25 protein-coding genes are annotated in these 24789 nt (G+C 39.2%); 13 read left to right on the top strand and 12 right to left on the bottom strand.

The window, feature by feature from the left end; translation table 11 throughout:
• Nucleotides 1-21 precede the first annotated feature (21 nt).
• A complete protein-coding gene (locus AB6N04_RS08240; protein WP_369311404.1) occupies nt 22-1179 on the top strand; it encodes a hypothetical protein in 1158 nt (385 codons plus the stop codon).
• Nucleotides 1180-1478: 299 nt separating this feature from the next.
• Here the strand turns inward: AB6N04_RS08240 and sapF are convergent, their stop codons facing one another.
• From sapF to pspF, 7 genes are all read right to left on the bottom strand, one after another.
• The gene (gene sapF, locus AB6N04_RS08235) at nt 1479-2282 is read right to left on the bottom strand and encodes a putrescine export ABC transporter ATP-binding protein SapF (protein ID WP_369311403.1); all 804 of its coding nucleotides are present in this window, start codon (nt 2280-2282) and stop codon (nt 1479-1481) included.
• Nucleotides 2282-3277 (bottom strand): putrescine export ABC transporter ATP-binding protein SapD, encoded by a 996-nt coding sequence (sapD, locus tag AB6N04_RS08230; RefSeq protein ID WP_369311402.1) that lies wholly within the window; start codon nt 3275-3277, stop codon nt 2282-2284. The genes sapF and sapD overlap by 1 nt, the downstream gene beginning before the upstream one ends.
• Entirely contained in the window at nt 3277-4167 is an 891-nt protein-coding gene (gene sapC, locus AB6N04_RS08225) for a putrescine export ABC transporter permease SapC (protein WP_369311401.1), read from the bottom strand. The genes sapD and sapC overlap by 1 nt, the downstream gene beginning before the upstream one ends.
• Nucleotides 4154-5119 carry a putrescine export ABC transporter permease SapB gene (sapB, locus tag AB6N04_RS08220; protein WP_369311400.1) on the bottom strand — a complete coding sequence of 322 codons (966 nt, stop codon included), beginning with the start codon at nt 5117-5119 and terminating at the stop codon, nt 4154-4156. Before sapB ends, sapC begins: the two co-directional genes overlap by 14 nt.
• Nucleotides 5116-6801 (bottom strand): ABC transporter substrate-binding protein SapA, encoded by a 1686-nt coding sequence (gene sapA / locus AB6N04_RS08215; protein ID WP_369311399.1) that lies wholly within the window; start codon nt 6799-6801, stop codon nt 5116-5118. The genes sapB and sapA overlap by 4 nt, the downstream gene beginning before the upstream one ends.
• 371 nt (nt 6802-7172) lie before the next feature.
• Nucleotides 7173-7778 carry a hypothetical protein gene (locus tag AB6N04_RS08210; RefSeq protein WP_369311398.1) on the bottom strand — a complete coding sequence of 202 codons (606 nt, stop codon included), beginning with the start codon at nt 7776-7778 and terminating at the stop codon, nt 7173-7175.
• Between the two features lie 519 nt (nt 7779-8297).
• Nucleotides 8298-9308, bottom strand: coding sequence for a phage shock protein operon transcriptional activator (pspF, locus tag AB6N04_RS08205; protein WP_369311397.1), 1011 nt, complete (start codon nt 9306-9308; stop codon nt 8298-8300).
• A gap of 284 nt (nt 9309-9592) precedes the next feature.
• Between pspF and pspA the strand changes: the two genes are divergently transcribed.
• The 9 genes from pspA (at nt 9593) to AB6N04_RS08160 (ending at nt 16549) form a co-directional block, all read left to right on the top strand.
• A complete protein-coding gene (gene pspA / locus AB6N04_RS08200) occupies nt 9593-10258 on the top strand; it encodes a phage shock protein PspA (protein WP_206084064.1) in 666 nt (221 codons plus the stop codon).
• 70 nt (nt 10259-10328) lie between these two features.
• Entirely contained in the window at nt 10329-10559 is a 231-nt protein-coding gene (gene pspB, locus AB6N04_RS08195) for an envelope stress response membrane protein PspB (protein WP_206084065.1), read from the top strand.
• The gene (locus tag AB6N04_RS08190) at nt 10559-10915 is read left to right on the top strand and encodes a PspC domain-containing protein (RefSeq protein WP_369311396.1); all 357 of its coding nucleotides are present in this window, start codon (nt 10559-10561) and stop codon (nt 10913-10915) included. The genes pspB and AB6N04_RS08190 overlap by 1 nt, the downstream gene beginning before the upstream one ends.
• 91 nt (nt 10916-11006) lie before the next feature.
• Nucleotides 11007-11186, top strand: a complete 180-nt coding sequence (locus AB6N04_RS08185; RefSeq protein WP_369311395.1) for a hypothetical protein — start codon at nt 11007-11009, stop codon at nt 11184-11186.
• Between the two features lie 82 nt (nt 11187-11268).
• The gene (locus tag AB6N04_RS08180) at nt 11269-12666 is read left to right on the top strand and encodes a YcjX family protein (protein WP_369311394.1); all 1398 of its coding nucleotides are present in this window, start codon (nt 11269-11271) and stop codon (nt 12664-12666) included.
• On the top strand, nt 12663-13718 hold the full coding sequence (locus AB6N04_RS08175; RefSeq protein ID WP_369311393.1) for a YcjF family protein: 1056 nt from the start codon (nt 12663-12665) through the stop codon (nt 13716-13718). The genes AB6N04_RS08180 and AB6N04_RS08175 overlap by 4 nt, the downstream gene beginning before the upstream one ends.
• A gap of 234 nt (nt 13719-13952) precedes the next feature.
• On the top strand, nt 13953-15512 hold the full coding sequence (tyrR, locus tag AB6N04_RS08170) for a transcriptional regulator TyrR (protein WP_369311392.1): 1560 nt from the start codon (nt 13953-13955) through the stop codon (nt 15510-15512).
• Between the two features lie 5 nt (nt 15513-15517).
• The gene (locus AB6N04_RS08165; RefSeq protein WP_369311391.1) at nt 15518-15949 is read left to right on the top strand and encodes a hypothetical protein; all 432 of its coding nucleotides are present in this window, start codon (nt 15518-15520) and stop codon (nt 15947-15949) included.
• A gap of 225 nt (nt 15950-16174) precedes the next feature.
• Nucleotides 16175-16549, top strand: a complete 375-nt coding sequence (locus AB6N04_RS08160; RefSeq protein WP_369311390.1) for an ATP-binding protein — start codon at nt 16175-16177, stop codon at nt 16547-16549.
• A 239-nt stretch (nt 16550-16788) separates the two neighbouring features.
• Here AB6N04_RS08160 and tpx read toward each other — a convergent pair whose 3' ends face one another.
• Nucleotides 16789-17292 carry a thiol peroxidase gene (tpx, locus tag AB6N04_RS08155; protein WP_369311389.1) on the bottom strand — a complete coding sequence of 168 codons (504 nt, stop codon included), beginning with the start codon at nt 17290-17292 and terminating at the stop codon, nt 16789-16791.
• A 646-nt stretch (nt 17293-17938) separates the two neighbouring features.
• Here tpx and AB6N04_RS08150 point away from each other — a divergent pair.
• On the top strand, nt 17939-19561 hold the full coding sequence (locus AB6N04_RS08150) for an ABC transporter substrate-binding protein (protein ID WP_369311388.1): 1623 nt from the start codon (nt 17939-17941) through the stop codon (nt 19559-19561).
• Between the two features lie 366 nt (nt 19562-19927).
• Nucleotides 19928-20911: a zinc transporter ZntB gene (gene zntB / locus AB6N04_RS08145; protein ID WP_369311387.1), complete on the top strand. Its 984-nt coding sequence runs from the start codon at nt 19928-19930 to the stop codon at nt 20909-20911.
• A gap of 258 nt (nt 20912-21169) precedes the next feature.
• On the opposite strand, the gene ttcA is transcribed toward zntB, so the two are convergent.
• The gene (ttcA, locus tag AB6N04_RS08140) at nt 21170-22084 is read right to left on the bottom strand and encodes a tRNA 2-thiocytidine(32) synthetase TtcA (protein WP_369311386.1); all 915 of its coding nucleotides are present in this window, start codon (nt 22082-22084) and stop codon (nt 21170-21172) included.
• A gap of 266 nt (nt 22085-22350) precedes the next feature.
• Here ttcA and AB6N04_RS08135 point away from each other — a divergent pair, with 266 nt between their 5' ends.
• Complete coding sequence (locus AB6N04_RS08135; RefSeq protein ID WP_369311385.1) at nt 22351-22491, top strand: hypothetical protein; 141 nt, start codon at nt 22351-22353, stop codon at nt 22489-22491.
• 136 nt (nt 22492-22627) lie between these two features.
• Here AB6N04_RS08135 and catA read toward each other — a convergent pair whose 3' ends face one another.
• The 3 genes from catA to AB6N04_RS08120 form a co-directional block, all read right to left on the bottom strand.
• A complete protein-coding gene (catA, locus tag AB6N04_RS08130; protein WP_369311384.1) occupies nt 22628-23284 on the bottom strand; it encodes a type A chloramphenicol O-acetyltransferase in 657 nt (218 codons plus the stop codon).
• 206 nt (nt 23285-23490) lie between these two features.
• The gene (locus tag AB6N04_RS08125) at nt 23491-23733 is read right to left on the bottom strand and encodes a helix-turn-helix domain-containing protein (RefSeq protein ID WP_369311383.1); all 243 of its coding nucleotides are present in this window, start codon (nt 23731-23733) and stop codon (nt 23491-23493) included.
• A 316-nt stretch (nt 23734-24049) separates the two neighbouring features.
• Nucleotides 24050-24745, bottom strand: a complete 696-nt coding sequence (locus AB6N04_RS08120) for an aspartate/glutamate racemase family protein (protein ID WP_369311382.1) — start codon at nt 24743-24745, stop codon at nt 24050-24052.
• Nucleotides 24746-24789: the final 44 nt, after the last annotated feature.

The following is a 24789-nucleotide window of genomic DNA, read 5'->3' as shown; positions in this document are numbered from 1 at the left end:
CTTAACTTAAACTGGCGTTAAATGAAAATATTAAAATATACCCAATGTGTTTTGCTTACTCCTTTATTGTTTTTGTCTGCATGTTCAATATCACCTTCCCTCTACAAGCCAATTAAAGCATTTGACAATTCTAAGTTTATAAGTAAGAACCAATCAATAATATTTGAAGTTGATATTCCTAAGAATACACAACTAGAGTTTGATGCACGTTATTCTTCATCACACTGTAGCGATACTGAATTGGTTTTTCCCTCAGGAGACTTTACCAATCCTACTTTTAAAGAAAGATACCATCGAGGATTCGATGAAAAAATATATTTAGCATCCAATGATGAGCAAAAAATAAAAACAGTGCTACCTCTAACAATTGATAATAAGTGCGAATGGAAATTAGAGAAAGTGAAAAGCACATATACTTATTATGGGTATTTTTCGGATGGGAAACAACAAAACCCTATCGAATATAAAGTTGTTTTCTATTTAGCCAGTAAACAGCCGGTAGAGGAATCATATAGTATTACCCCAGAACTCTATATTATAGATGTGACAAATGATGATTCAGGCATGGTAGAGAAAAAGAAGCAGGCATTATATAAGGAGGTGAGTTCAGTAGGAGTGGGCTTGAACTACACCAATCATAGTGGAGAAACAGTCAATATAAATCAGCCTCAGAATATTTTAATAAAATTAAACTCACCCATAATTACACCAAAAAATATATTATTTCAATCAACCCATTATCAAGACTCAACGTCACGGGATCGGTATAGCTGTACTATAACGTACCCTGATGGAACTATTTACTTTAGTTCTAGTGATGAGGAGTTATTACCGCCTAATGGTGCGATAATTAACAGGAAAGGTGGGGAATGTAAAATTTATGGTGAGAATAATCCAAAATCACAAATCAATACATTGCTAAAAAGAAAAGATGTTGAAGCTAAGTTTAGCTTAGCAAAATTATATAAATCAGGTAGTTATTTACCGATAGATAATGCTAAGGCATACGCACTTTTTAAAGATGTAGCTGAAAGTGGAAATCGTGAGGCAATACGTGAAATGATCGATAAGGCACGCGAAGATAAAAATAATAAAGAATATTGTTATTGGTTCAAGAAAGAGGCTAAATTTTACACAACAATAAACAAAGATGACCGAGAGTTATGCGGCATTAAATAATAGTTAGAGAGTAAGCTCTATAACTAGCAAGAGAACAATCTGTTAAATTAAGCGTTCAAATAAGGCGACTTGTTTAATTTGAACGCTAGTTTCTTTACCCATCAATAAGCTAGTTACTGGACTACGGATATCTACATGATTTTGTTATCTACTGATATATAAGCATAAAAAATAGCTTGTAATGATTCAAATCGTCGTTAGTCAGCACGACGGATATATTTATCAATTTTGGGATGTTTTTTTGCTTTACTTAGCGGTAAAAAATCAGCAGCAAAGATAAACCGCCTCTGCATCAATAATTACAAGTCCTGCCGCCATGCATCAATCGACAAGGGTTCGCCAAAATGGCTTTCAATCAAACGGCGAGTGACATCGTGAAGTGGGGCTGCGAGTACCTCAGCAGTATTGCCTCGCTCTACGACCTCCCCTTTATCCATCACTAGCATTTTATCACTAATATGCTTCATCATTCCGAGATGTTGGGTTACGTAGATATAAGCAATATCCTGTTTGGCTTGCAAATCTAGCATCAAGTTAATGATCTGTGAGCGCATAGACATATCAAGTGAGGCAAGTGCTTCATCAGCGACGATAATTTCTGGTTGTAAAATAAGGGCACGAGCAAGGGCGATACGCTGCTTTTGCCCTGAGGCTAACATATGTGGGTAATATTCAGCATGATCAGCCAGCAAACCGACTTGGCGCAATGTTTGAATAATCCGCCTTTCTCGCTCGATACCGGTCAAATCTGTGTTTAATTTTAGTGGTAGTTCAAGGGTCTGCCCAATACGCTGCCGAGGGTTTAGTGATGTACTCGGATCTTGGAATATCATGCGGATGCGTTGGCTGCGATAACTATAATCGCCAAAGTTTAGGCGCTGACCGCGGATCATAATATCTCCGCTGGTGGGCTCTACCACGCCTGAAAGCATGCGTGCGAGCGTGGATTTTCCTGAACCATTCGCGCCAATTATTGCCAAAGTTTGGCCTGCTTGTAAATTAAAACTAATCGGCTTAACGGCTTGCAGCTCATGACGATGGAACAAGCCTTCGCGAAAGCGAAAGGTTTTTGTTAAATTGCGCACTTCTAGTAACGTTTCCATCAGGGTTGCTCCTCCGTATTCAGTGGATAATGGCAAGCCACTAAATGGTTTTTGATATTACGTAGCTGTGGAGCTTCAATGCAGGTGCGTTGTGCATAAGGACAACGGGGCCCAAGGCGGCAACCAATAGGCAAATGCTCTAATGATGGAATTGCTCCGGGTAAGGTATTTAATCTCCCTTTATGAGGGATCGGGCTTTCAAAATCTGGTATAGAACGGATCAGAGCTTGGGTATAAGGGTGGCGCGGTCGCTGTAAAATATCTTCAGGCGTGGCACTTTCTACTGTTTGCCCACAGTACAAAACATTAATACGATCAACTAATTTTGACATCATTTCCATATCATGACTGATTAACAAAATCCCCATGTTATTGTTTTGATTTAGTTTATCGAGCAGGCGGAAAATTTGCGCCTGTGTTGTTGACTCCATGGCATTGGTGGGTTCATCTGCAATTAACAAACGAGGTTGATTAGCGATAGCGATGGCTATCATCACTTTTTGGCATTCACCATCCGTCAATTCATAAGGATAACTATGCATGATATCTTTATGATCTTTAATACCAACCCGGTGTAACAACTCAATAGCACGGCGTTTTCGCCAATTGAAACGTTGCCACCAGCGACCTTTATATGTCCAACCAGGAATGGATTGGATCAACTGTTTACCAATATTTGCCGCAGGGTCGAGGCACGATTGTGGCTCTTGGAAGATCATTGATATGTTGTGACCAATTAACTTGCGGCGTTTGCGAGGGCTAAGTTTTAATAAATCAATGTCTTGGAAGCGAAAGCGATCGGCAGTTACCCGGATATTATCTTTTGTTACGCCGCAAATGGCTTTTGCGATTAAACTTTTTCCTGAACCTGACTCGCCGACTAAACCGCGTACTTCACCTTCAGAAAGTGTCATAGATACACGGTCTACTGCTTTGACAGGACCGTTGGCGGTCATAAATTCAATGGTTAAATTGCGGATGTCTAAGAGTGGCATTATTCAACTCCCGCATTGATGGCTCTGTGTAAACCGTCACCCAGTAAATTCACGAATAACACACTTATCATGATAGCGATACCGGGCAAGATCACAGTCCAAGGTGCAACGTAAATCAGTTCTAAGGTATCACCTAACATCGCTCCCCATTCAGAAGACGGTAACTGAGCGCCTAAATCCAAAAAGCCCAGTGCGGCAATATCGAGAATAGCGATAGATAAGGCACGAGTCAGTTCAGTGACCAAAATAGGGGTAATATTTGGTAATACGGTATACCACAGAATAAAGATATTTGACGCGCCATCAAGGCGAGCAGCCACAATATATTCTTTATCTAATTCATCATGTACGGCAACGTAAATGGTCCTTACCATTCGTGGTATTAATGCAAGGCAGATGGCCAGCATGGCATTTTCAAGGCTTGCACCCATAAATGCAACGACAATAATCGCCAATAGTAATGATGGGATGGAAAGTAGTGTGTCGAGAATATGGTTAAAGACAGCAGACTTTAACCCTTTTGTCATTCCAGCAAGGCAACCTAAAATTAAACCAATAATCGTGGCTATAAAGGTGACAAAAATAGCCGAGCCAAAAGTGGATTTAGTCCCGATTAGTAAGCGGCTTAAAATATCTCGTCCAAGGTCATCGGTGCCGAAGAAAAAAGCGACCTCACCGTAATGTGACCAAGATGGTGGCGTTAATTGATACCCTAAAAATTGTTGATCTAAAGCATAAGGCGCGAGATAAGACCCGATAAAACACAGAGTAAGCAAAAATAGAACACCAAAAAAACCCACCATCGAAACGATGTCAGATGAAAATAAATTCCACACCACCCGTGTAGGGGATGGCATTTTCTGTTCGCGATAAAAATTATCTGAGGACATACCAATCCTTATGTTTTAACGGGTCCATCATCGCACCTAAAATATCGGATAGCACGTTGACAGTAATGACTAATGCGCCAATTAACATCACACCGGCGGAAATCGCCGAATAATCTTCCTGACGGATAGCAGTCACCAACCAGCGCCCAAGTCCCGGCCAGTTAAACACCAATTCAGTGACCATAGTGAGAGTAAGCATAGTGGAAAATTGCAGACCAAGCTTTGGAATAATGGGCGGAATGGCATTATGAAAAATATGACGGCGAATGATTTTAAGGCGAGAAAGTCCACGGATTGCAGCAGCTTTAATGTAGTTCTCACTCGCGATCTCTTCAGTGCTGTTTCTCACTAAGCGAATGACTTCCGTCGTGGGTGCGAGCGCGAGCGTGAGTACAGGTAAAATCATATGTTCTAATACATTGATTATCATCTCTTTACGGTAAGGAGAATCAGAAAGCCACGCATCGATCAAGGCAAAGCCTGTAACAGGTTTCAAATTATATAATAGGTCAATACGACCTGAAACCGGAAGCCAGCCAAGGTGTAATGAGAAAAACAGCGTGAGCACTAAGGCTAAAACAAACACAGGAACGGAAAAGCCTAATAAAGCAAAAACACTGATGGCGATATCAGCGGGTTTGTTACGCCAAAATGCCGCGATAATACCTAGGGGGATCCCCGTTGTGAGAGCAAAAATAAATGCCAAAATACACAATTCCATGGTGGCGGGAAAAGTGTCTTTTAGCTGTTCAGTTATTGGCTCACCATTAATACTGGACACACCAAAATCAAAGTGCAATAAACCATTAAAGTAAAAAATATAGGCGTCTATTATGGAGGCACCGCCAAGGGGGGCATTTGGTGTAAAGTAGCACAGGCTAAAACTGACTAATGATAAAAAGAAAACGGTAACCAGCAATAGTAAAAAGCGGCGTAATGAGTAAATAATCATGGTTGCACCTCTTGTTTTTTCGGTGCAGCTTGCGGTTTTTGCTCCATTTCACGATAAACTCCCGCAAATGAAGTATTACCAAAAGCACTTATTACGAGCCCCTTCATATCATAGCGATAAGCTTGTAATCGTAACGAATAAGCGAGCGGCAAAATGGGTAGCTCTTCGCCTAAAATTTGCTGAGCTTGATGATAGTAATCGATCCGCGAGGCGAGTTGTTGAGTCAACAGTGCCTTATGTAAAATGTCATCAAATGCGGGATTACACCAATGGCTCAAGTTGGTTTGTGAGCTAATTGCTGCGCAACTTAGTAATGGACGGAAAAAGCTATCAGGATCATTGCTATCTGTCGTCCAGCCCGCTAACGTCATATCATGGGTTCTATCCATTAGCTGATTTTCTTGGAAACGCCCCTCTACGGAACGGATATTCATGGTGATCCCGACTTGAGCTAAATCCGCTTGAATAAGTTCTGCCATTTTCAATGGACTGGGATTGTAAGACTGTGAAGCGATAGGTACCCATAAATCCAATTTAAGATCCTCTAATCCCATATCCCGCAGCATTTGTTTGGAAAGTTCAGGATTATAATCGGTTATTTTCGCTTGGTTATCATAAGCCCAAGATGCACGAGGCAGGATAGATGCCGCTGTCTCTGCGGTGCCATAGTAGATTGACTGCATTAATCGTTCATTATTAATGGCGTAAGCAATCGCTTGGCGCACTTTCAGTTGATCCAGTGGCGGCTTGCTGGTATTAAACGCCAAATAGGCAATATTCATTCCTGAGCGCATTGAAATACGTAAACGTGGGTCATCACGTAGGACTTTCAATTGACTCGCGGCAGGGTAAGCCAATACATCACATTCCCCCGTGAGGAGCTTAGAAATACGTCCTGTGCCACCAGCCCCCATATCGACAACGACTTCTTCCATACGTGGTTGACCTTTCCAATAATGGTCGTTTCTGAGTAAGCGTACAAATTGGCCTGCTTGATAGTCATCTAACTTAAATGGACCTGTACCGACAGGACGCCAATCAATCAACTCTTGGCGATTAACGCGTGATAGCGAATCAGCATATTGGGCGGAGAGAATAGGGGCATAGTGAGTTGCTAAATGCCATAAAAATGAAGCATCTGGTGAGTTTAAGCGAAATTCGACGGTGTACTGATTGATTTTACGAATACTTTGCACACTACTGGCAAATTGTAGGCTATCGAAATAGGGGTAACGACCACCATTTATATAATGGTAAGGATGGTTGACTTCAAACATTCGCGCAAAGCTAAAAACGACGTCATCCGCATTCATGTTTCGTGAGGGCGTAAACCAGGGGGTCTCTTGGAATTGAACGTCTTTTCTGAGGTAAAGGCGATAGGTTGCACCGTTATCAAACACTTCCCAACGCTCGGCTAACTCTGGAATGAGACGGTAAGTAAATGGGTCTACATCCAGCAGGCGATCATAAATTTGTGCGCCAAGCGGATCAACGATCAAGCCACTACTGACAAGTTGTGGATTAAATGTGGTAACAATGCCATTAACACAGTAGATGAAACCCTTATGTCGAATATCCGCAGGGACTTCATTCGCTACAATGTCTGTATAACGCTCTTGGCTACTGAACGCATTCACAGAGGCAAAAATGAGAAATAAAAACCAAAGAGTTAGTCGGCCCATAACACTGATATCGTTAACCTGAATTGACCTATTGTAGCGTAAAAAAGGGCGAACAGGGTATAAGCAAAATCGGGCGTTAAAACCGAACAAAAAACACACTAAATAACATTGAAATATTATGGTTATTGATAAAATTATGTGGTCTATCATTGAAGTATGTCTTAATGAGAAAAAATCTCATTAAAAAGCTTTACAAATAGCACTGATAACTATTATCATTCGCTTTGTCGCTTAAGTGTGTACTTATGTCGACAGGCATGACATTGCTCACATTGCTTCCAGTGTTTTATTTGATAGCCAGCTTGGGTGCTGGCTTTTTTTTATGTGTAAAGTGGAGCCCTTGCGGTCGTATTGCTGCTTAGTTAAGCGAGTTACTTCAAACCGACAAATTTTAAATCATCTTCCGTGACATTACCTTGCAGTGTACATATAAAGCGGACAACACCACGCTGTTCATCCTTCTCAATAACCATCATTTTTTCAGCGGCATAAGGATCTAAACCATAATCTTGAGCCACATATTCATTAAAGACCCATTTTCCGTTTAAATTATGCCTAATCATTGGGGCATAAATATAGCTATTGCCTATCTTTAAGATACTAATTTTTGAGGAGGTATAGCGGATAACCTCATCAAGACTCTGTGTTGTTTCGAAACCCCAAAAATAATAGTGGCCGCGTATGCCCATATAGGAGAAATCGTCGTATTTATTAAAGTCACTATGGCTGACAAAAAAACGGTTAAAAGTAACAACACCCGTTGGCGAAAAATTGAGGTCAACAGAAAATGGTATACCATCATCAAACTTGGTATTTTTTAAGGTGTTAGAGATATCCCGAAGCACGGGATAGTCATTCATCTTATTAAAAAAAGAGGCATCACAATAGCTAAAGGTTCGCATTAATGATTCAGAGTGAGGCATAGTTGATACCCCTAAGAGCAACAAAGGGATAGCCAATATGTTTACTTTTTTCATAATAAGCTCCTTGTGCTATAGAAGTCGCACTAATATAAATATCACATAAATATATTTTTCGTTGTGGTTAATTATGACAATCTGTAAAAATTAGAAATAAAAATAATAGGTTTAACTAATAATTTATCTACCATTGTATTTTTAGCTTAATGTAAAATAAAAATAGAAAAAATAAAAACATAAGTCGTTTGCAGAGAATATCTTAATTTAAAATGATATTTAATATAACGTTCACTCTTGATGTTGATTTTTATGACAAATACGAGTTGAGTCAATCAATTTTACTTATTGAACTATATGCTTATGATATTTTTAAATAAGTTTAAAATTAGAAAAAGAGGCAAAAACAAAAACAAGAAATGGATAACAAATTGTTCTTAGAAGAAAATACGTAATTATTTTAATGAGGGATTTAATAATTTTGAAATATTTAGTAAAAAAAATCTTTCATATAAAGGGGGCAGATTAAAAAGTGGGTCGATATCCAAGTAATAAAGAGAGTATTACTTGGATAGCATTTTAATTTTCAGTTTTAATTTGATGTTTTTTCACTAACCCACGTAACTGATCATAGCTTAGGGATAAGGATTGAGCGGCTTTTCGTTGATTATAGTGATTAGCGATAATTGCCTGTTCAAGTAGCTGTTTTTCAGTCTGTTGCTGCCATTGCCGTAAGTCACAAGGCAGTGTAGGTAGCCTGCTATTCGAGGATGTGGCGACCCCTTTACTGGGGAGTGTCTCATGTAACTCCGCCAGCTTTTCCCCAAAGGGATTAAAAATAATGGTATTCACTGGATTGGCTTGATCACCATGGCGATAAACTGAACGCTCAATCACATTTTTTAGCTCACGCACATTTCCCGGCCAAGGGTATTGTAATAAAGCTTGCTCTGCTTCAGGTGTAAACCCTGTAAAATGAGAACGTTTTAATTCTCCGCACATTAAAATGGCAAAATGTTCAGCCAGTAATAAAATATCAGGCTGACGCTCCCGTAGGGGAGGAATGCGGATCACATCAAATGCAAGCCTATCCAGTAAATCTGCACGAAATCTGCCTTGTTTAGCGAGCTCAGGTAAATTCGCATTGGTTGCACATATTAAACGCACGTCCACCCGTAAAGATTGGCTGCCCCCAACACGTTCGAGTTCGCCATATTCGATGACTCTTAATAGCTTCTCTTGTACTGACATTGGTGCGGTAGCGAGTTCATCAAGAAATAACGAACCTTTATCTGCGCGTTCAAAGCGCCCTTGGTGGCGTTTTTGTGCACCAGTAAATGACCCCGCTTCGTGCCCAAATAGTTCAGAATCCAGTAAATTCTCATTGAGTCCACTGCAATTGAGAGAGATAAAGGCTTCTTGCCAACGGGGGGAAAGGTAGTGCAAACGATCTGCAATCAGTTCCTTACCTGTTCCGCGTTCTCCTATGACCAGAATGGGCTTATTTAATTGGGCAAGTTCGGAGGCTTGCTCAAGGACATCTAAAAAATTGCTGGAGACACCGAGGATCGTATCGTTTGCATTTTTCATGGTTAAATTTACCAAAAATTGGTTTTAATGACCGATGTGTTAACTATAAACTAAACAGATTGGATGTAAAGAAAATAATTAATATTAATAAAATCAATCTGATAGTAATTTTTTAAACTTTTGGCACGCAGTTTGCTATATGTTAGAGAGAAAAGGTAGACCGTTTTACCAATGATTGAGTGTAATTAAAGTAAATTGTTTTATTTATAGCGCGTCAGATTGGCTGGAAGCTAAATCAAGTCAGGCGCGACAGAAATGATAAATCCATCAAGAGGAAATGAATAATGGGTATTTTTTCACGTTTTGCCGACATCATTAATGCAAATATTGCTTCACTGTTAGATAAAGCTGAAGATCCGCAAAAAATGATCCGCCTGATGATTCAGGAAATGGAAGATATGTTAGTTGAGATCCGCTCAACGTCTGCACGCACCTTAGCAGAGAAAAAAGGCTTAGAGCGCCGTATTGAAATGGGTGAAAAGCAAGTTGCTGATTGGCAAGAAAAAGCGGAATTAGCATTGGTCAAAGATAAAGAAGATTTAGCGCGTGCGGCTTTAATTGAAAAACAAAAAGTCAGCGCGATGGTTGATACTTTAAAACATGAGCTGATTATTGTTGATGAAACATTGACCCGCTTAAAAGGTGAAATTTCAGAATTAGAAAACAAATTGCAAGAAACTCGTGCCAAGCAGCAATCTATGGTGGTTCGTATGGAAGCGGCACAGTCGAGCCGCAATGTTCGCCGCCAATTAGACAGTGGAAAAATGGATGAAGCAATGGCGCGTTTTGAACAGTTTGAACGCCGTATTGATCATATGGAAGGTGAAGCTCAAAGTTATGGTATTGGCAAACAAAAATCGCTGGATCAGCAATTTGCTGAACTTAAAGCAGATGATGAAATTAGCGCGCAGTTAGCGGCACTTAAAGCTAAAATTAATAAAGATCAGTAATTTTATTTTGCCACTTTGGTATTTCGTGTCAGAGTGGCAAATAGACTAACCATATTAATAAGGAAATGTGATGGGCTACGTTTTACTGTCTCTCGTATTAATCATTTTTGTTATTTTTGTTCTGCCTGTTTGGTTATGGCTGCACTACAGCAAAAAAAATAACGGGCAGGGGAGCCAGCTAACTGAAAATGAAGTACAGCGTTTAATGCAATTAGCGGAGCAGGCTTCGCGTATGCAGCAACGCATTAAGACGCTTGAAGATATTTTGGATGCAGAGCACCCGAATTGGAGGCAAAAATAATGACTCAATTTCGCAACCGTAAACTTTACCGTTTGTCAGACAGACGTGTGTTTGGTGGTGTATGTTCTGGTATTGCGGAATATTTAGAATTACCTGTTGCATTGGTCAGAGCATTAGCCGTATTGGCTTTATTTATGAGCTTTGGGATCACATTAATTTTATATATTGTGATGTGTTTTGTGGTGGAAACCGCACCAAGTGGTTATCGAGGTGAGCAAGATATCGGGCCTGAAGTCAGTAGCTTGATAAATCAAATCGATATGCAACTGAAATCAGGTGAAATGAAACTTCGCCAAATCGAGCGTTATGTCACTTCAGACACCTATACCGTCAACAGTAAATTCCGCGATTTATAAAAATTGCATAGCCATCACAACAAAGGGATTAGGTTTCCACCATATCCCTTTTATCTCTTATTTTTGTGTATTGGGAGTAGGAGTACGTAATATGTCGAAAGTGCTTCATCAACACATCAAAAAATATGCAAAACAACTTCTTTTAGCAAAAGCATTTAAGATTTTTTTGGTGTTCTTACTCAACTATGGACCTGCAGGTATTGTCGCAAGAGTGATTAAATTGTTGAGCAGTAAATGGATAATTAATTTGTTGATCAAACGGTTAAGCTAATACTGTTTGTTTTATGCCAAATTATTGCGCAAAATAATGAGTAAGAGAATTATCAATTACGATGGAGCAACTCGGGAGGAGCATGAAACGCCTGCAAAATGAATTGACGGATTTGATGAACCGAAGTGTTGATCGTCATGTCAAATTAGCCGTAACAGGGCTTAGCCGTAGTGGTAAAACGGCATTCATTACTTCATTAGTTAATCAACTATTGAACGTGAATACAGGCGCTCGTTTGCCTTTATTTTCCGCAGCAAGGGATAAACGGCTACTCGGGGTGAAACGCATCCCTCATCGTGATTTATCCGTTCCGCGCTTTGCTTATGATGAAGGTATTGCATCGTTGTATGGGCAGCCACCAGCGTGGCCAACGCCAACCCGTGGTGTCAGTGAAATTCGCTTGAAACTACATTATCGTTCAAATGATTCCTTTTTGCGTCATTTTGTTGATAACTCATCTTTATATTTAGAAATTGTCGATTACCCAGGGGAATGGTTGCTGGATTTACCAATGTTAGATCTCAGTTATATCGATTGGTCAGAGCAAATGAATACACTGATCAAAGGTGAACGAGCACATTTAGCCCAACCTTGGTTAGCCTTATGTGAAAAGTGCGACCCATTCGCTCCGGTAGACGAAAATTTACTGGCGGAGATTGCGAAAAGCTATACACAATATTTAATTGAATGTAAGGCGCAAGGGCAACACTTTATTCAACCTGGACGTTTTGTTTTACCCGCGGAACTGGATGGCGCACCGGCTTTGCAATTTTTTCCTTGGCCAAATGTGGCGAAATATGGGGCAAAAGCCTTGGCACAAGCGGGGAAGAACACGAATTTTGGCGCATTACAGCAACGCTATCAATATTATTGTGAACATGTGGTGAAAGGGTTTTATCGTGACTATTTTCAACGATTTGACCGTCAAATTGTGCTTGTAGATTGTTTGCAACCATTAAATAGTGGTCCTGAAGCATTTAATGATATGCGTATGGCGTTGACTCAATTAATGCGTAGTTTTCATTATGGAAAACGCACATTACTTAGACGTTTATTCTCTCCATGCATTGATAAACTGTTATTTGCCGCCAGTAAATCTGACCATGTTACGCCAGATCAACATGGGAATTTAGTCTCTTTACTGCAACAATTGGTGCAAGAAGCTTGGCAAAATGCTGCGTTTGAAGGTATCAGTATGGACTGCATGGGGTTGGCATCCATTCAAGCGACAAAAAGTGGCATTGTAGATTATAAAGGGGAAAAGCTGCCTGCCTTGAAAGGGGAGCGTTTAAGTGATGGGCAACCGTTAACTTTTTACCCAGGGGAAGTGCCTAAACGTTTACCTTCTGAGCAATTTTGGCAACAACAAGGCTTTCAGTTTGAAAACTTTAGGCCACAGCCGACGCCGATTGACCAACCATTACCCCATATACGTATGGATAGCGCGTTAGAATTTTTGTTGGGGGATAAATTAAAATGAATGAACCAATAAAGCAACGCCTTGATTTTGCCGATGAGATTTCCGATGAAAATACTGAAAAATTAAGGCAAGCACATGTATTTGATGATCACGAGTTTGAAAATTTCACGCCAGTGGCATTAGAGACGGAGCAAGGAGCGCAAGATGGGGAAATTGAAAGCCTGATTAATGAAGCGTTAAAACCGAAGCGCTCTTTTTGGCGTAAGCTTATCGGAACAGCCACGGGAATTTTCGTGGTGAGTGTTGTTGCACAGCTAGGTATTTGGGCCCATCAATCATGGGTAACGCAAGATTGGACCGCATTAGGCACGGCATCTGCGGGAGGCTTAATTGTTATTGCCGGTGTTGGTTCGATTGTGGGGGAGTGGCGTCGTTTATACCGACTACGTGAACGTGCTGAAGAGCGAGATTTTGCGCGCGAATTACTGCATAGCCATGGTATGGGACAGGGGAAAGACTTCTGTGAGAAATTGGCTAAACAGTCAGCATTATCTGCGCAGCACCCGGCAGTACAACGTTGGCAAAGCCTGTTGCATGACTCGCATAATGACCGTGAAGTTGTTGAATTATATAGTCAAATAGTTCAACCAATTCTTGATGAGCAGGCACGAAAAGAAATTAGCCGTTGCAGTGCGGAATCGGCCATTATGATTGCCGCTAGCCCGTTAGCTATCGTAGATATGGCGTTTATTGCTTGGCGAAATATTCGTTTGATTAACCGAATCGCGGCCATTTATGGAATTGAACTAGGCTATTATAGCCGTATTCGATTGTTCCGTATGGTATTGATAAACATTGCATTTGCTGGTGCGTCAGAGCTGATCCGTGAAGTTGGAATGGATTGGTTATCACAAGATATTACGGCTCGATTGTCCACGCGAGCTGCGCAAGGAATTGGGGCGGGTTTATTAACCGCACGCTTGGGGATTAAGGCCATGGAACTGTGCCGCCCATTACCTTGGATTGATAATAAGCCGCGGCTGGCGGATTTTCGTCATCAGTTAATTGGGCAGTTAAAAAACGTAATTCCAAATAAAAAGGACAAAAAATAAGTTTTCATTGTCAGGGTGAGTTGACAGTTTAGGCTCACCTTGCAGCATTTTTTGTTGTCATGATGGTTAATTCTTTCCAATATGAATGAAAAATAGGCCAAAATACCATTTTATTCGGCAGGAGGTCATTCAATTACAACGTGTCAACAATATGTGACACAAACCCTGTCTTCTCACCGTGATTAACGTTAAAATAAACGCATTTAATCAACGTCTTTAATAAGGTTCCTTTCCATGCGCCTCGAAGTGACTTGCCAAGACCGAATAGGGTTAACGCGTGAATTACTTGATCTTTTAGTTCTGCAAAATATTGATCTTAAAGGCATTGAAATATCGCCTCAGCGCCGCATATACCTTAACTTTACCCCTGTTGATTTTCAGGTATTTAGCTCTTTGATGGCTGAAATTCGCCGAATTAATGGGGTGATTGATGTTCGACGTATTTATTTCATGCCATCAGAACGTGAACACAAAGCGGTGTGGGCATTACTTAATTCATTTCCTGAAGCTGTTTTATCCATCGATAATAAGCTAAATATTGAATTAGTTAACCCAATGACTCTGCAACTGTTTGGCTATGATGAAACAAAAATTCGGGAAAAGACTTTTTCTCAGTTGGTTGGAAGTCATAGCTTAGCGCGCTGGTTTGAGCGTGGATCTCCTGAGCCATACTCGGAAAAAATCACCATCAAAGGTCAAGACTATCTGATGCAGGTAACCCCAATTATTTTGGCGGACGAAGAGGGCAAATCCCATTGTACGGGGGCTGTTTTATTACTTAAATCAGCGGCTGTTTTAGATAAGCAGCGTCAACAAGTGACAGAAGTGGATAACAGCGGGTTTGAGCAAATTATTGCTGTCAGCCCTGTTATGTCAAATGTTGTTGAGCGTGCAAAACGGATGGCAATGTTGGATGAACCGTTGTTACTGGTGGGGGAAACGGGAACAGGAAAAGATCTGTTAGCCAAAGCTTGCCATTTACACAGTGCAAGAGGTAAAGAGCCATTTTTAGGTTTAAACTGTGCTTCCATGCCTGATGATGTGGTTGAAAGTGAGTTATTTGGCTATGCCGCTGGGGCATACCCTAATGCGGTTGAAGGGAAGAAAGGCTTTTTCGAACAAGCGAATGGCGGAACAGTTTTACTGGATGAAATTGCCGAGATGTCTCCACAAATGCAGATTAAGTTACTGCGTTTTTTAAATGATGGAACCTTTAGGCGTGTCGGCGAAGAACATGAGGTAAAAGTCAATGTACGCGTGATTTGTGCCACACAGAAAAACCTCCCTGCACTTGTTGCAGAAAAAAAATTCAGAGAAGACCTGTATTATCGCTTAAATGTATTAACACTAACTATCCCGCCACTGCGTGAACGTAAAGAAGACCTCTTACCATTAACAAAAACCTTTGTTGCCAGCTTCTCAAAAGAGTTACATATCCCAGAGCCTAAATTAGCGCCTTCATTAATTGAATATTTAAGTGGTTATTATTGGCCTGGCAATGTCCGTCAATTAAGGAACGCTTTGTATCAAGGCCTAACACAGCTCGAAGGTAATACTTTAGAGGCAGATGATATCCAATTACCGGATGTGGTCAATACGCCTACCCTTGCGCTAGATTCACTGAATGGCTCTTTGGATGAAATAACCAAACGCTATGAAGCTTCGGTACTATCGCGTTTATATCGTGATTATCCGAGCACTCGTAAATTAGCTAAACGTTTGGAGATCTCTCATACAGCAATTGCCAATAAACTTCGAGAATATGGTCTGAATACCAAAAAAGAACAAGATTAACTAAAATGAATAAAAACAACCTGTTTGCACTCGCGGTCATCCTTTTTGGTGTTAGCTTTTTTAGCTTGGCTAATACAACTATCCCAAATGATGGGTTAAATAAATATTGCCAAGATGAAGAACAAACCATGGATGAGATCTATGAAAATGGAGCTCTCACTAAATGTTATTTTACTGGAAGCACTTTATTACAGGCGTACAAACAATACCGTAGTGGGTTACTTGAAGATGGGCCGTTATTCTTAGTTGAGAAGTTAGTCATTCAAAAAAATAGTGAAATGCCTTGCCCAGTAGAAGGTTGTATAGCCATTCGTTATCGTTGGGATGGAGATAAAAAACTAAATATCGTGCAGGAATTTGAGGGGGGTGAAACGCACTTACAATTTGTGCAAGAGAGCAAAGGTACTGCGTTAGACATAACCCAACATATAGATTAACCTAAAATTTCAATTAGATAACGGCAAGCTAGCTGAGAAAGGCAAGGGACCATGTTTTAACTCTTTTCGGCTTATTGCTTGCCGTTTACCTATTCTTATTGTTTAGGGAGAGTAAATATTGACCAACTCCCTTGCGTATTGGCGGTTTTTCCTGCTATATAACATAGACAGCAGCTGTATTGGGTACTCATCTTTTTAATGGGTTTAAGCCTATAAGGAGTTGCCATGGATCAATTCACTATTAATTTTGTTATCAATCGTAAGCTACGCGAGTATATGGATCAGTGTCATTATAAAAATGATATGTTTGAGTCAGCGGCGTCAGCGGCAGAACTGTATTTAATGAACAAAGCAGCAGTTAAATACCTAACGAAGAAAAACCGTTTTACGTGGGAAGCGTTAGTCAAAAATGGTCATAAACCTCGCGATTTCATTATTGACATTCTAACCTCCTGTTGCCCTGTTACGCAGGATCAGGCATTCAAAATTTTAAGTACCTTATCACATACATTAGTGAGTTACATGAAAGGTAATCAATTATTTGTGAATGTTGTTAATGCTAAAAATCATCATCCCCTCTATTGGGCTTATGTTGACTAATTTAATGACGATTAAAAGTTAAAAAAGCGGGATAATATCCCGCTTCAGACTGCTGACAAACATAACATGTTTGGCGGCAGGTTGGATAGGTTTTGAAAATAAACAAGGAAAATCAATATATTGATTTTCGCCTGATAACACAAAGTGGGAAAAACCACGCTTTTATCCCACTTTGTCAACAACCTCAAGCGGGATGATATCCCGCTTTTTTATATGAGAAACTCGATAATTTAATAAGCTTATTTCAGGCTGTTTAGTGCGCTATCGTAGTCAGGCTCTTCGGTGATCTCAGGGACTAACTGGCTATAAATTACGTTGTCGTTTTCATCTAAGACAATGACTGAACGAGCAGTTAAACCTTTTAGTGGGCCACTTGCAATTGCAACACCATAATCATCTGCAAAAGAAGGGCTACGGAAAGTCGATAGTGTCACGACATTATCCAGCCCTTCAGCGCCACAAAAACGTGCTTGAGCAAAAGGTAAATCAGCAGAAATGCACAGGACAACGGTGTTATCAAGGTCGTTTGCTAGTTGGTTGAATTTACGAACAGAGGCAGCACAAACGCCAGTGTCAACACTTGGGAAAATATTGAGTACTTTGCGTTTACCTACATAAGTTTCCAGTGTGGCTTCACTAAGATCTTTTGCGACTAAAGTAAAAGGTTTTGCTTTTGTACCTGATTGCAAGAAAACGCCATTAACGGCAATTTCATTGCCTTTTAATTTAACTGTTTGCGACATGAATTTTTCTCCCGTTTATAAGTTGAATAAGCACTAATTTAATCTGTTTTTCAGGAAAATCTTGGCGATTAAAGGTTTTCATTCAGATTAAGCTAGGCCCTTTGAGTTTTACATTCTATTAATGACCAAAATAAACTGCATATCGAAAAGCTAACTGTATACCTTAACGCATAAGTGGCGCAAGGCAGTTACAAGTATGGACAATTAGTCTCTCACGGTTAGCGATTATATAGGGGATAAGCGCCATTAGAGTTTATGTTTTTTATTATATCGTCTTTTAAAATATCTTATTGAGTGTAACAAAAGTGCGTCTATAAGTATCGGTTTCTTTAATAATCATTAATTTACCAGATGAAATATAAGGGATAGAAGTGCCCTTTAGAGAAAAATAACAATTAAAGTTAATCATCGACTGAAACTGTGCACAAAAGATAAATTTGTTATTAAACCGTTATACTCACAAAATAAACAGGATGTATGGATTTTTAAAACATGAAAGCATATGATGCGAAAACAAAAGTTTTCTACGAAGTGTTGAAGTCTTCGTGTTAAATTCAGTAGTGCAGTTATGCGTTAGTCTCTTTTTGATACTGTGTCAGCGAAATATTCCGTTGATTTTAATCATCTTAACAAGATAGAAAATAACATGGATAAACCTTCATTTTCTCCTTTAGCCGTATTATTTGCTTCACTATTTTTTACTACATCAGCTTTCAGTGCAGTTGTTCCTGCGGGGACAGTGTTAGCAGATAACCAAACTGTGACTCGCCATTTGAAAGATGAACCAGCATCATTAGATCCGATTAAATCCGTGGGATTGACCGAAGCGCAAGTCATGCGTGATTTATTTGAAGGCTTGGTTAATCAAGATAGCCATGGCAAGCCAGTTCCCGGTGTTGCTCTCAAGTGGAATACGGAAGATAACCGCATTTGGACATTTACGCTTAGACCAGATGCCCGTTGGTCAAACGGTGAGCCTGTGACCGCTGATGATTTTGTTTATAGTTGGCAGCGTTTAGTCACGCCAGAAAACACATCCCCATTTGCATGGTTTGCCGCACTGGCGGGGATTAACAATGCACAAGCTATTATTGATGGTAAATTAGCCGCTGATCAGTTAGGTGTAGAGGCAGTTGACCAACACACGTTGAAAGTGGTTCTTAATAAACCCGTGCCTTATTTTCCTTCTTTAGCTGCCAATTTTAGTTTATATCCTGTCCATCGTGGGACGGTTGAAAAATTAGGGACTGACTGGATTAAAGTGGGTAACTTAGTGGGTAACGGTGCTTTTACGTTAGCGGATCGTGTTGTCAATGAAAAAATAGTTCTAACACCCAATCCATATTATTGGGATCATAAAAATACGGTTATTACGCAAGTGGTATTTGTCCCGATTAATCAAGAGTCCCATGCGACAAATCGTTATTTAGCGGGAGATCTAGACATTACTGAATCATTCCCGAAACAACGATATCAAAAACTGCTCAAAGATATTCCTAATGAAGTTTTCACCCCAGATCAATTAGGGACTTATTATTATGCTTTTAATACACAACGTGCACCGACAAACGATGTGAGAGTGAGAAAGGCCTTGTCAATGGCGATTGATCGCCAATTAATTGCGAGTAAGGTGTTAGGCACAGGTGAGAAGCCTGCCTATTATTTTACACCTGATGTCACGGATGGCTTTAAACCTGAAAAAGGGCTTTATAATAGCTATTCGCAAAAAGAATTAGATCAACAAGCGAAAGCGTTATTAAAAGAAGCTGGTTTTGGGCCTCATCATCCATTAGAGCTGACGTTGCTATATAACAGTTCAGAAAACCATCAAAAAATAGCCATCGCAATTGCATCAATGTGGAAGAAAAAATTAGGCGTTGATGTCAAATTAGTCAATCAAGAATGGAAAACATACATTGATAGCCGTAATACGGGAGATTTTGATGTTATTCGCGCATCTTGGATTGGTGACTTTAATGAGCCTTCTACATTTTTATCCCTTTTGACATCGACACACAGTGGCAATATTCCGAAATTCAATAACCAGCAATATGACCAAGTGATGAGTTCTGCAAGTATTGAAACTAATGCACAGTTACGGAACCGTTATTATAACAGTGCAGAAGCTATTTTAGCGAAAGAAGCCCCTATCGCGCCTATTTATCAATACACCAATGCTCGGCTGATTAAACCTTGGCTTAAGGGGTATCCTATTGAAAACCCTGAGGACGTAGCTTATAGCCATAGCTTCTATATTATTAAGCACTAATATTTGATGTGATTTAATGGCCTGTACCTTGTATGGGCTATTTATATTGTGATGTTTTGAAAAAAAACTCCTTCCTCTGGAGAACGGGAAGGAGGACCAAAAAGGAATAAACACTACCTTTTAATCATAAAAAATTTATAGGCGAGTTTATTGCTCGTTTGTGTCAAATTTGTATATGAGTTTTAGCAAAAATGGCGATATTTTTTTAAATAGCAAACATATGATTATAGTTTGTATCTTATTGATCTCATTTGCTAGCTGCAAACAGCTCCGTAAATAGCACTATCAAACATTTCGTTGAAATTATTGCATTATTTCCTCTCTTCTATTAAAAATAACTTATTATTTATAAAAGGGAGATATTGCATGGCGTTGGTTTATGGTTCGTTATTTGAAAACTCAAATCCGGTACATGCATTTCAATTAAATGGGGATGGGGGACTACTCCCTATTGATATTAATGCCAGTGCGACGCAACAATCTCCGTTTTGGCTTCATTATGATTATAAAGACCCGCAAAGTTTTAATTGGATCCAACGGTCAGAGTTGTTTAATGATCAAGTTAAATCTGCATTATCAGGGCAGTCAGGGCGCTGGCGGTTGATTCGCGTTGGCGATGGTATCTTATTGACATTACAAACACTAAATACCAATGCAGGGCAACGTCCAGAGCAACTGGTTGCGTTTCGTGTGTTTATCAATAACCGCATTATTATTTCGAGTCGTCATCGCAAAGTGAATTCTTTGGACACTGTCATTGATGATTTGCAGCAGGGGGTTGGTGCTCAAAGTACAGGAGATTGGCTTGTCGAAGTGGCTGATGCTATTACAGATGAAATTAGTGACTTCACCGACTCTTTACATGAACGGCTAATTGGACTTGAGGATATTATATTAAATGGCGAAATTCCTGAGCGTGGTGAATTAGCACTATTACGTAAGCAAATTATTGTTGTGCGCCGTTATATGGCACCACAAAGAGATATGTTATCTCGTTTAACGGCTGAAAAGTTACTTTGGTTAGATGATACTGATCGTCGTAGGATCCAAGAAATCTCAGACAGATTAGGTCGTTGTATCGAAGATTTAGATGGTTTTATTGCGCGAACTGCGATTATTTCTGATGAAATTACGAATATGATGACAGAAATGATGAACCGCCGTATTTATACGATGTCACTGATGGCGATGATTTTTTTACCAACCACTTTTTTGACAGGCTTATTTGGCGTCAATCTAGGCGGGATCCCCGGAAATGAATTTCGTTTTGCCTTCAGTGTATTTTGCGTATTACTCGCCGTCTTAATTGGGATAGTACTCTGGTGGCTAAGAAGAAGCCGTTGGCTCTAAATTTGATGACTTATTTTGTATAACCAGACCTAGTTTGAGATAAATCAATAAAACTAATAGAGTTTTAGGGCAATATTACTTCCGCAGGTGAATGCAACGTTGAGCGATGAACGTTGTGCTCCATAATTGTAGTTTTTCTCATATTGAGTTCTTATACAGAATAATTGACCACTGTAATGCCGATGTAATTTACATCGGCTTTTTTTTGCTTAAAATCTGATAAAAAAATAACCTCCAATCAGAAGGTTATCTAGCAGGTTATTTTACTTCAACAATATCTAAGCGTTGCGCGGTAAAATCGGGCATATCATCTTCGTCAAGAAAAGATTGTGTTGGCATCTCTTCTCTATCAAATGCGAGATCCCCGCCATCAACGATATCATCACCATGAGCAATATTTTTGAAATCAAAAAGTTCAGTATCACACAAGTGAGAAGGGATAACGTTTTGGGTTGCTCGGAACATGGTTTCAATACGACCAGGATAACGTTTATCCCAGTCACGTAGCATTTCTTTGATCACTTGACGCTGTAAATTGGGTTGCGAACCACAAAGGTTACAAGGAATGATTGGAAATTCTTTTGCTTGTGCATAACGCTCTATATCTTTCTCACGGCAATAAGCTAATGGGCGAATAACAATATGTTTTCCATCATCGCTCATCAATTTAGGAGGCATGCCTTTTAATTTACCGCCATAAAACATATTCAAAAACAGTGTTTGCAAAATATCATCACGATGATGACCCAGCGCAATTTTTGTTGCGCCTAATTCTGTCGCTGTGCGATAAAGAATACCACGGCGCAAACGTGAGCATAGAGAACAGGTTGTTTTTCCTTCGGGTATTTTTTCTTTTACAATACCGTAAGTATTTTCTTCTACGATTTTATATTCAACCCCTAAATTATCGAGGTAGGCAGGTAAAATATGCTCAGGAAAACCCGGTTGTTTCTGGTCAAGGTTAACTGCAACTAACGAAAATTGGATTGGTGCACTTTTTTGCAAATTTTGCAAAATGGAAAGTAAAGTGTAGCTGTCTTTTCCGCCAGATAAACAGACCATGATGCGATCGCCATCTTCAATCATATTGAAGTCAGCGATAGCTTGCCCAACATCACGGCGGAGCCGTTTTTGTAATTTGTTTAAATTGTACTGCTCTTTATTGGTTGTCATTCTATACGGTTCTATTACGGTTATTATTTATATTACTGATAGATAGTGGTTTTATAAGATGTAGTTGTTATTATTTGTTTATAAATCGCTATCAGCAAAATCTGTGAAAAGAGGCACATAATAACAGAAGCATGGGGGGGAGTGGTACTGGTTAGTAAAAAGACATCATGAATAGTTAATCGCTGAGCGTTATAAAGTACATTTATCGTGTTTATCTGATTGAATAATTGAGTATTGCCATTTAGTCTTAGGTAAAAGGAGAAAATATGCCAGCAACAAACCCTATCGATCTTATTGCTTTGACACTCGCCAATACTATTAAAATGGTGGTTACCCCAATGGATTACGTTTTCCAAAGTGGGGCAATTGGTGACTTATTTTATCTTAGTTGGTTTTTTCTTAACTAACGATAGAAAAATGATTGCCGAAGAGTGACCTAAAGGGAAGCAAGCGCTTCCCTTTAGGTTGTTAAGTAACAGGAATAAGCTATTGATTTACCATGAAAACCGCAATAAATTGATTTCCTTTAGCCACATAGTGGCTTCACGCTAAAACGGATTCATTCATTGGGTTATAACACAGCTTTTGTAATTCATTGATAAACCGCCCCACATGAAACCCATCACAAACGGCATGATGTACCTGAATAGCAAGGGGTAGCAAGATGTTATCGCCGTCTGCGTAAAATTTACCCATTGTGAAAATAGGCATGAAATTGCTAGCAATATTGGCAATATTTAAATTAAAACTATCGAACGACACCCACGGTAATGATGATATATAAAAAATATTTTCTGCCTGCTCAGGTTGTGGCGCTAGGTCATAATTACCTTTATACAACCTGATCTGTTCCTCATAATTTTCCATAAAAATCTGGATGTTATCAGAATATTCACACCATAAAGATGAAAAGGTTTCGGTTTCATTATGGAAAGTCGTAAAACTGGGATTCACCTTATCCCATAAAATCAGCTCATTATCTTTTTTAGATAATTTAAACTCATCGTGCTTATTCACCAGTGATGATAATAAATAAATCATCGTAGGGTAAAAACGATAACCACGAAGTTTTATAAAAGTGAGCAATGAGGTTATGTCGATTTTTGCTGTTAGGCTAAACCCACAGTTAATTTGTGTGTTATAAACATGGTAGTGCTCTTTCCGTTGCCATGCTTCAACGTTAAAACGGCTGTAATTCATTGTTTTTCCCTTCTAATAATAAAAATAATAACCTTACTTATTAGAAGGGTAGCTTTTCTGCTGTTGAAAACAACATGCTATTGCCTCGTGGTAGTCATTGATGGTTAAGACTATATTAATGACCCTATGAATGTTGTCGAGAACAATTTTGTTATATCAATAAAAGAGCACATTTGACGCTAACGCCAAGTTTTAATTCACATAAGTTAGCTATCTATCTCTGAACCAAGATAAATTTCAAATAGTAAGTTTAAATCAATGTTAAATATCTTAGAGAACATAACAAGATGGTCAACGTATATGGATAATGAGCCATCTTCATACTTTTGATAAGCAGTCTCAGAAATGGCGATTTTTTTCGCCATTTCTTGTGATGTTATTTGGCTTGCTAAGCGTTTTTTCTTAATAAATTGGCCTAAAGCGATATTGCCTGATTTCTTATTTGTCATGATGATTTTGTCTAAAGTTAAACTTTATCCGATTATCATGATTAAAAATGAATATTCAATGGGAAAAAGTCTGTAAATTAAATAGTCTATTAAATTTTGATAATTAATAAGAAAAAATTTTTAGCTAATAAAATTTATGAATTGTTGGTTGTAAAATTTTAATTTAAATTATTTAATCAAGGCAAAGTATATAAATATAGTTTTTTATTCTAAGTTAAGTTTTATTTGATTAATCAAATTATGATGGGGTAAGCAAATTACAGATAGATACTATCTTGTTTTTTTATTTTTAAGATAGTATCTCCACATTCTAATATTAAATCGATAGTGCGATTTCGACTGCTTTTTCAGCGTGGATCGCGGTTGTATCAAAAACCTTTGCGGTTGTATCATCAGGGCCAACCAGTAATGTAATTTCGGTACAACCTAAGATGATGCCTTCAGCGCCTTGCTGAACAAGTGATGCCATAATCCGTTGATATTCTTTCTTAGATGAATTGTTAATTTTCCCTAGGCACAACTCATTATAAATGATGTCGTGAATAATTTTTCTGTCATGGCTATTTGGCGTGAGTACTTCTAATTCAAATTGATCCACTAATCTCTCTTTATAAAAAGGTTGTTCCATGGTGAATGCGGTGCCTAATAAACCAATTCTTTTTAATCCAGATTGGACGATACGTTCGCCTGTCGCATCGGCGATATGCAATAATGGAAGCTGAGCTTGAGAGCCAATTTCATTCGCAACCTTATGCATCGTATTAGTACAGAGTACAAGAAAGTCTGCGCCAGCCAGTTTTAAGCGCTTTCCCGCATCGGCCAAACAGTGAGCCGCAAGATCCCATTGCCCATGTGCTTGATACTGTTCTATTTCTGCAAAATCAACACTATAAAGTACGATTTTAGCCGAGTGTAACCCTCCTAAATGTTGTTTGACTGATTCATTGATTTGTTGGTAATACAACAATGTGGACTCCCAACTCATTCCACCAATTAAGCCGATTGTTTTCATGTAAAGCCCCCCGAATAAAGGATTAAACTCATACACTCACTATA

It is taken from the genome of Providencia rettgeri (genome assembly GCF_041075285.1).
GTDB lineage: Bacteria > Pseudomonadota > Gammaproteobacteria > Enterobacterales > Enterobacteriaceae > Providencia > Providencia rettgeri_G.
This window is presented reverse-complemented; position numbering and strand designations above follow the sequence as displayed.

Bases quoted from the DNA above. Each gene is read 5' to 3' on its own strand.
- AB6N04_RS08240 (WP_369311404.1), top strand. From the start codon at position 22: ATGAAAATATTAAAATATACCCAATGTGTTTTGCTTACTCCTTTATTG.
- sapF (WP_369311403.1), bottom strand. From the start codon at position 2,282: ATGGAAACGTTACTAGAAGTGCGCAATTTAACAAAAACCTTTCGCTTT.
- sapD (WP_369311402.1), bottom strand. From the start codon at position 3,277: ATGCCACTCTTAGACATCCGCAATTTAACCATTGAATTTATGACCGCC.
- sapC (WP_369311401.1), bottom strand. From the start codon at position 4,167: ATGTCCTCAGATAATTTTTATCGCGAACAGAAAATGCCATCCCCTACA.
- sapB (WP_369311400.1), bottom strand. From the start codon at position 5,119: ATGATTATTTACTCATTACGCCGCTTTTTACTATTGCTGGTTACCGTT.
- sapA (WP_369311399.1), bottom strand. From the start codon at position 6,801: ATGGGCCGACTAACTCTTTGGTTTTTATTTCTCATTTTTGCCTCTGTG.
- AB6N04_RS08210 (WP_369311398.1), bottom strand. From the start codon at position 7,778: ATGAAAAAAGTAAACATATTGGCTATCCCTTTGTTGCTCTTAGGGGTA.
- pspF (WP_369311397.1), bottom strand. From the start codon at position 9,308: ATGAAAAATGCAAACGATACGATCCTCGGTGTCTCCAGCAATTTTTTA.
- pspA (WP_206084064.1), top strand. From the start codon at position 9,593: ATGGGTATTTTTTCACGTTTTGCCGACATCATTAATGCAAATATTGCT.
- pspB (WP_206084065.1), top strand. From the start codon at position 10,329: ATGGGCTACGTTTTACTGTCTCTCGTATTAATCATTTTTGTTATTTTT.
- AB6N04_RS08190 (WP_369311396.1), top strand. From the start codon at position 10,559: ATGACTCAATTTCGCAACCGTAAACTTTACCGTTTGTCAGACAGACGT.
- AB6N04_RS08185 (WP_369311395.1), top strand. From the start codon at position 11,007: ATGTCGAAAGTGCTTCATCAACACATCAAAAAATATGCAAAACAACTT.
- AB6N04_RS08180 (WP_369311394.1), top strand. From the start codon at position 11,269: ATGAAACGCCTGCAAAATGAATTGACGGATTTGATGAACCGAAGTGTT.
- AB6N04_RS08175 (WP_369311393.1), top strand. From the start codon at position 12,663: ATGAATGAACCAATAAAGCAACGCCTTGATTTTGCCGATGAGATTTCC.
- tyrR (WP_369311392.1), top strand. From the start codon at position 13,953: ATGCGCCTCGAAGTGACTTGCCAAGACCGAATAGGGTTAACGCGTGAA.
- AB6N04_RS08165 (WP_369311391.1), top strand. From the start codon at position 15,518: ATGAATAAAAACAACCTGTTTGCACTCGCGGTCATCCTTTTTGGTGTT.
- AB6N04_RS08160 (WP_369311390.1), top strand. From the start codon at position 16,175: ATGGATCAATTCACTATTAATTTTGTTATCAATCGTAAGCTACGCGAG.
- tpx (WP_369311389.1), bottom strand. From the start codon at position 17,292: ATGTCGCAAACAGTTAAATTAAAAGGCAATGAAATTGCCGTTAATGGC.
- AB6N04_RS08150 (WP_369311388.1), top strand. From the start codon at position 17,939: ATGGATAAACCTTCATTTTCTCCTTTAGCCGTATTATTTGCTTCACTA.
- zntB (WP_369311387.1), top strand. From the start codon at position 19,928: ATGGCGTTGGTTTATGGTTCGTTATTTGAAAACTCAAATCCGGTACAT.
- ttcA (WP_369311386.1), bottom strand. From the start codon at position 22,084: ATGACAACCAATAAAGAGCAGTACAATTTAAACAAATTACAAAAACGG.
- AB6N04_RS08135 (WP_369311385.1), top strand. From the start codon at position 22,351: ATGCCAGCAACAAACCCTATCGATCTTATTGCTTTGACACTCGCCAAT.
- catA (WP_369311384.1), bottom strand. From the start codon at position 23,284: ATGAATTACAGCCGTTTTAACGTTGAAGCATGGCAACGGAAAGAGCAC.
- AB6N04_RS08125 (WP_369311383.1), bottom strand. From the start codon at position 23,733: ATGACAAATAAGAAATCAGGCAATATCGCTTTAGGCCAATTTATTAAG.
- AB6N04_RS08120 (WP_369311382.1), bottom strand. From the start codon at position 24,745: ATGAAAACAATCGGCTTAATTGGTGGAATGAGTTGGGAGTCCACATTG.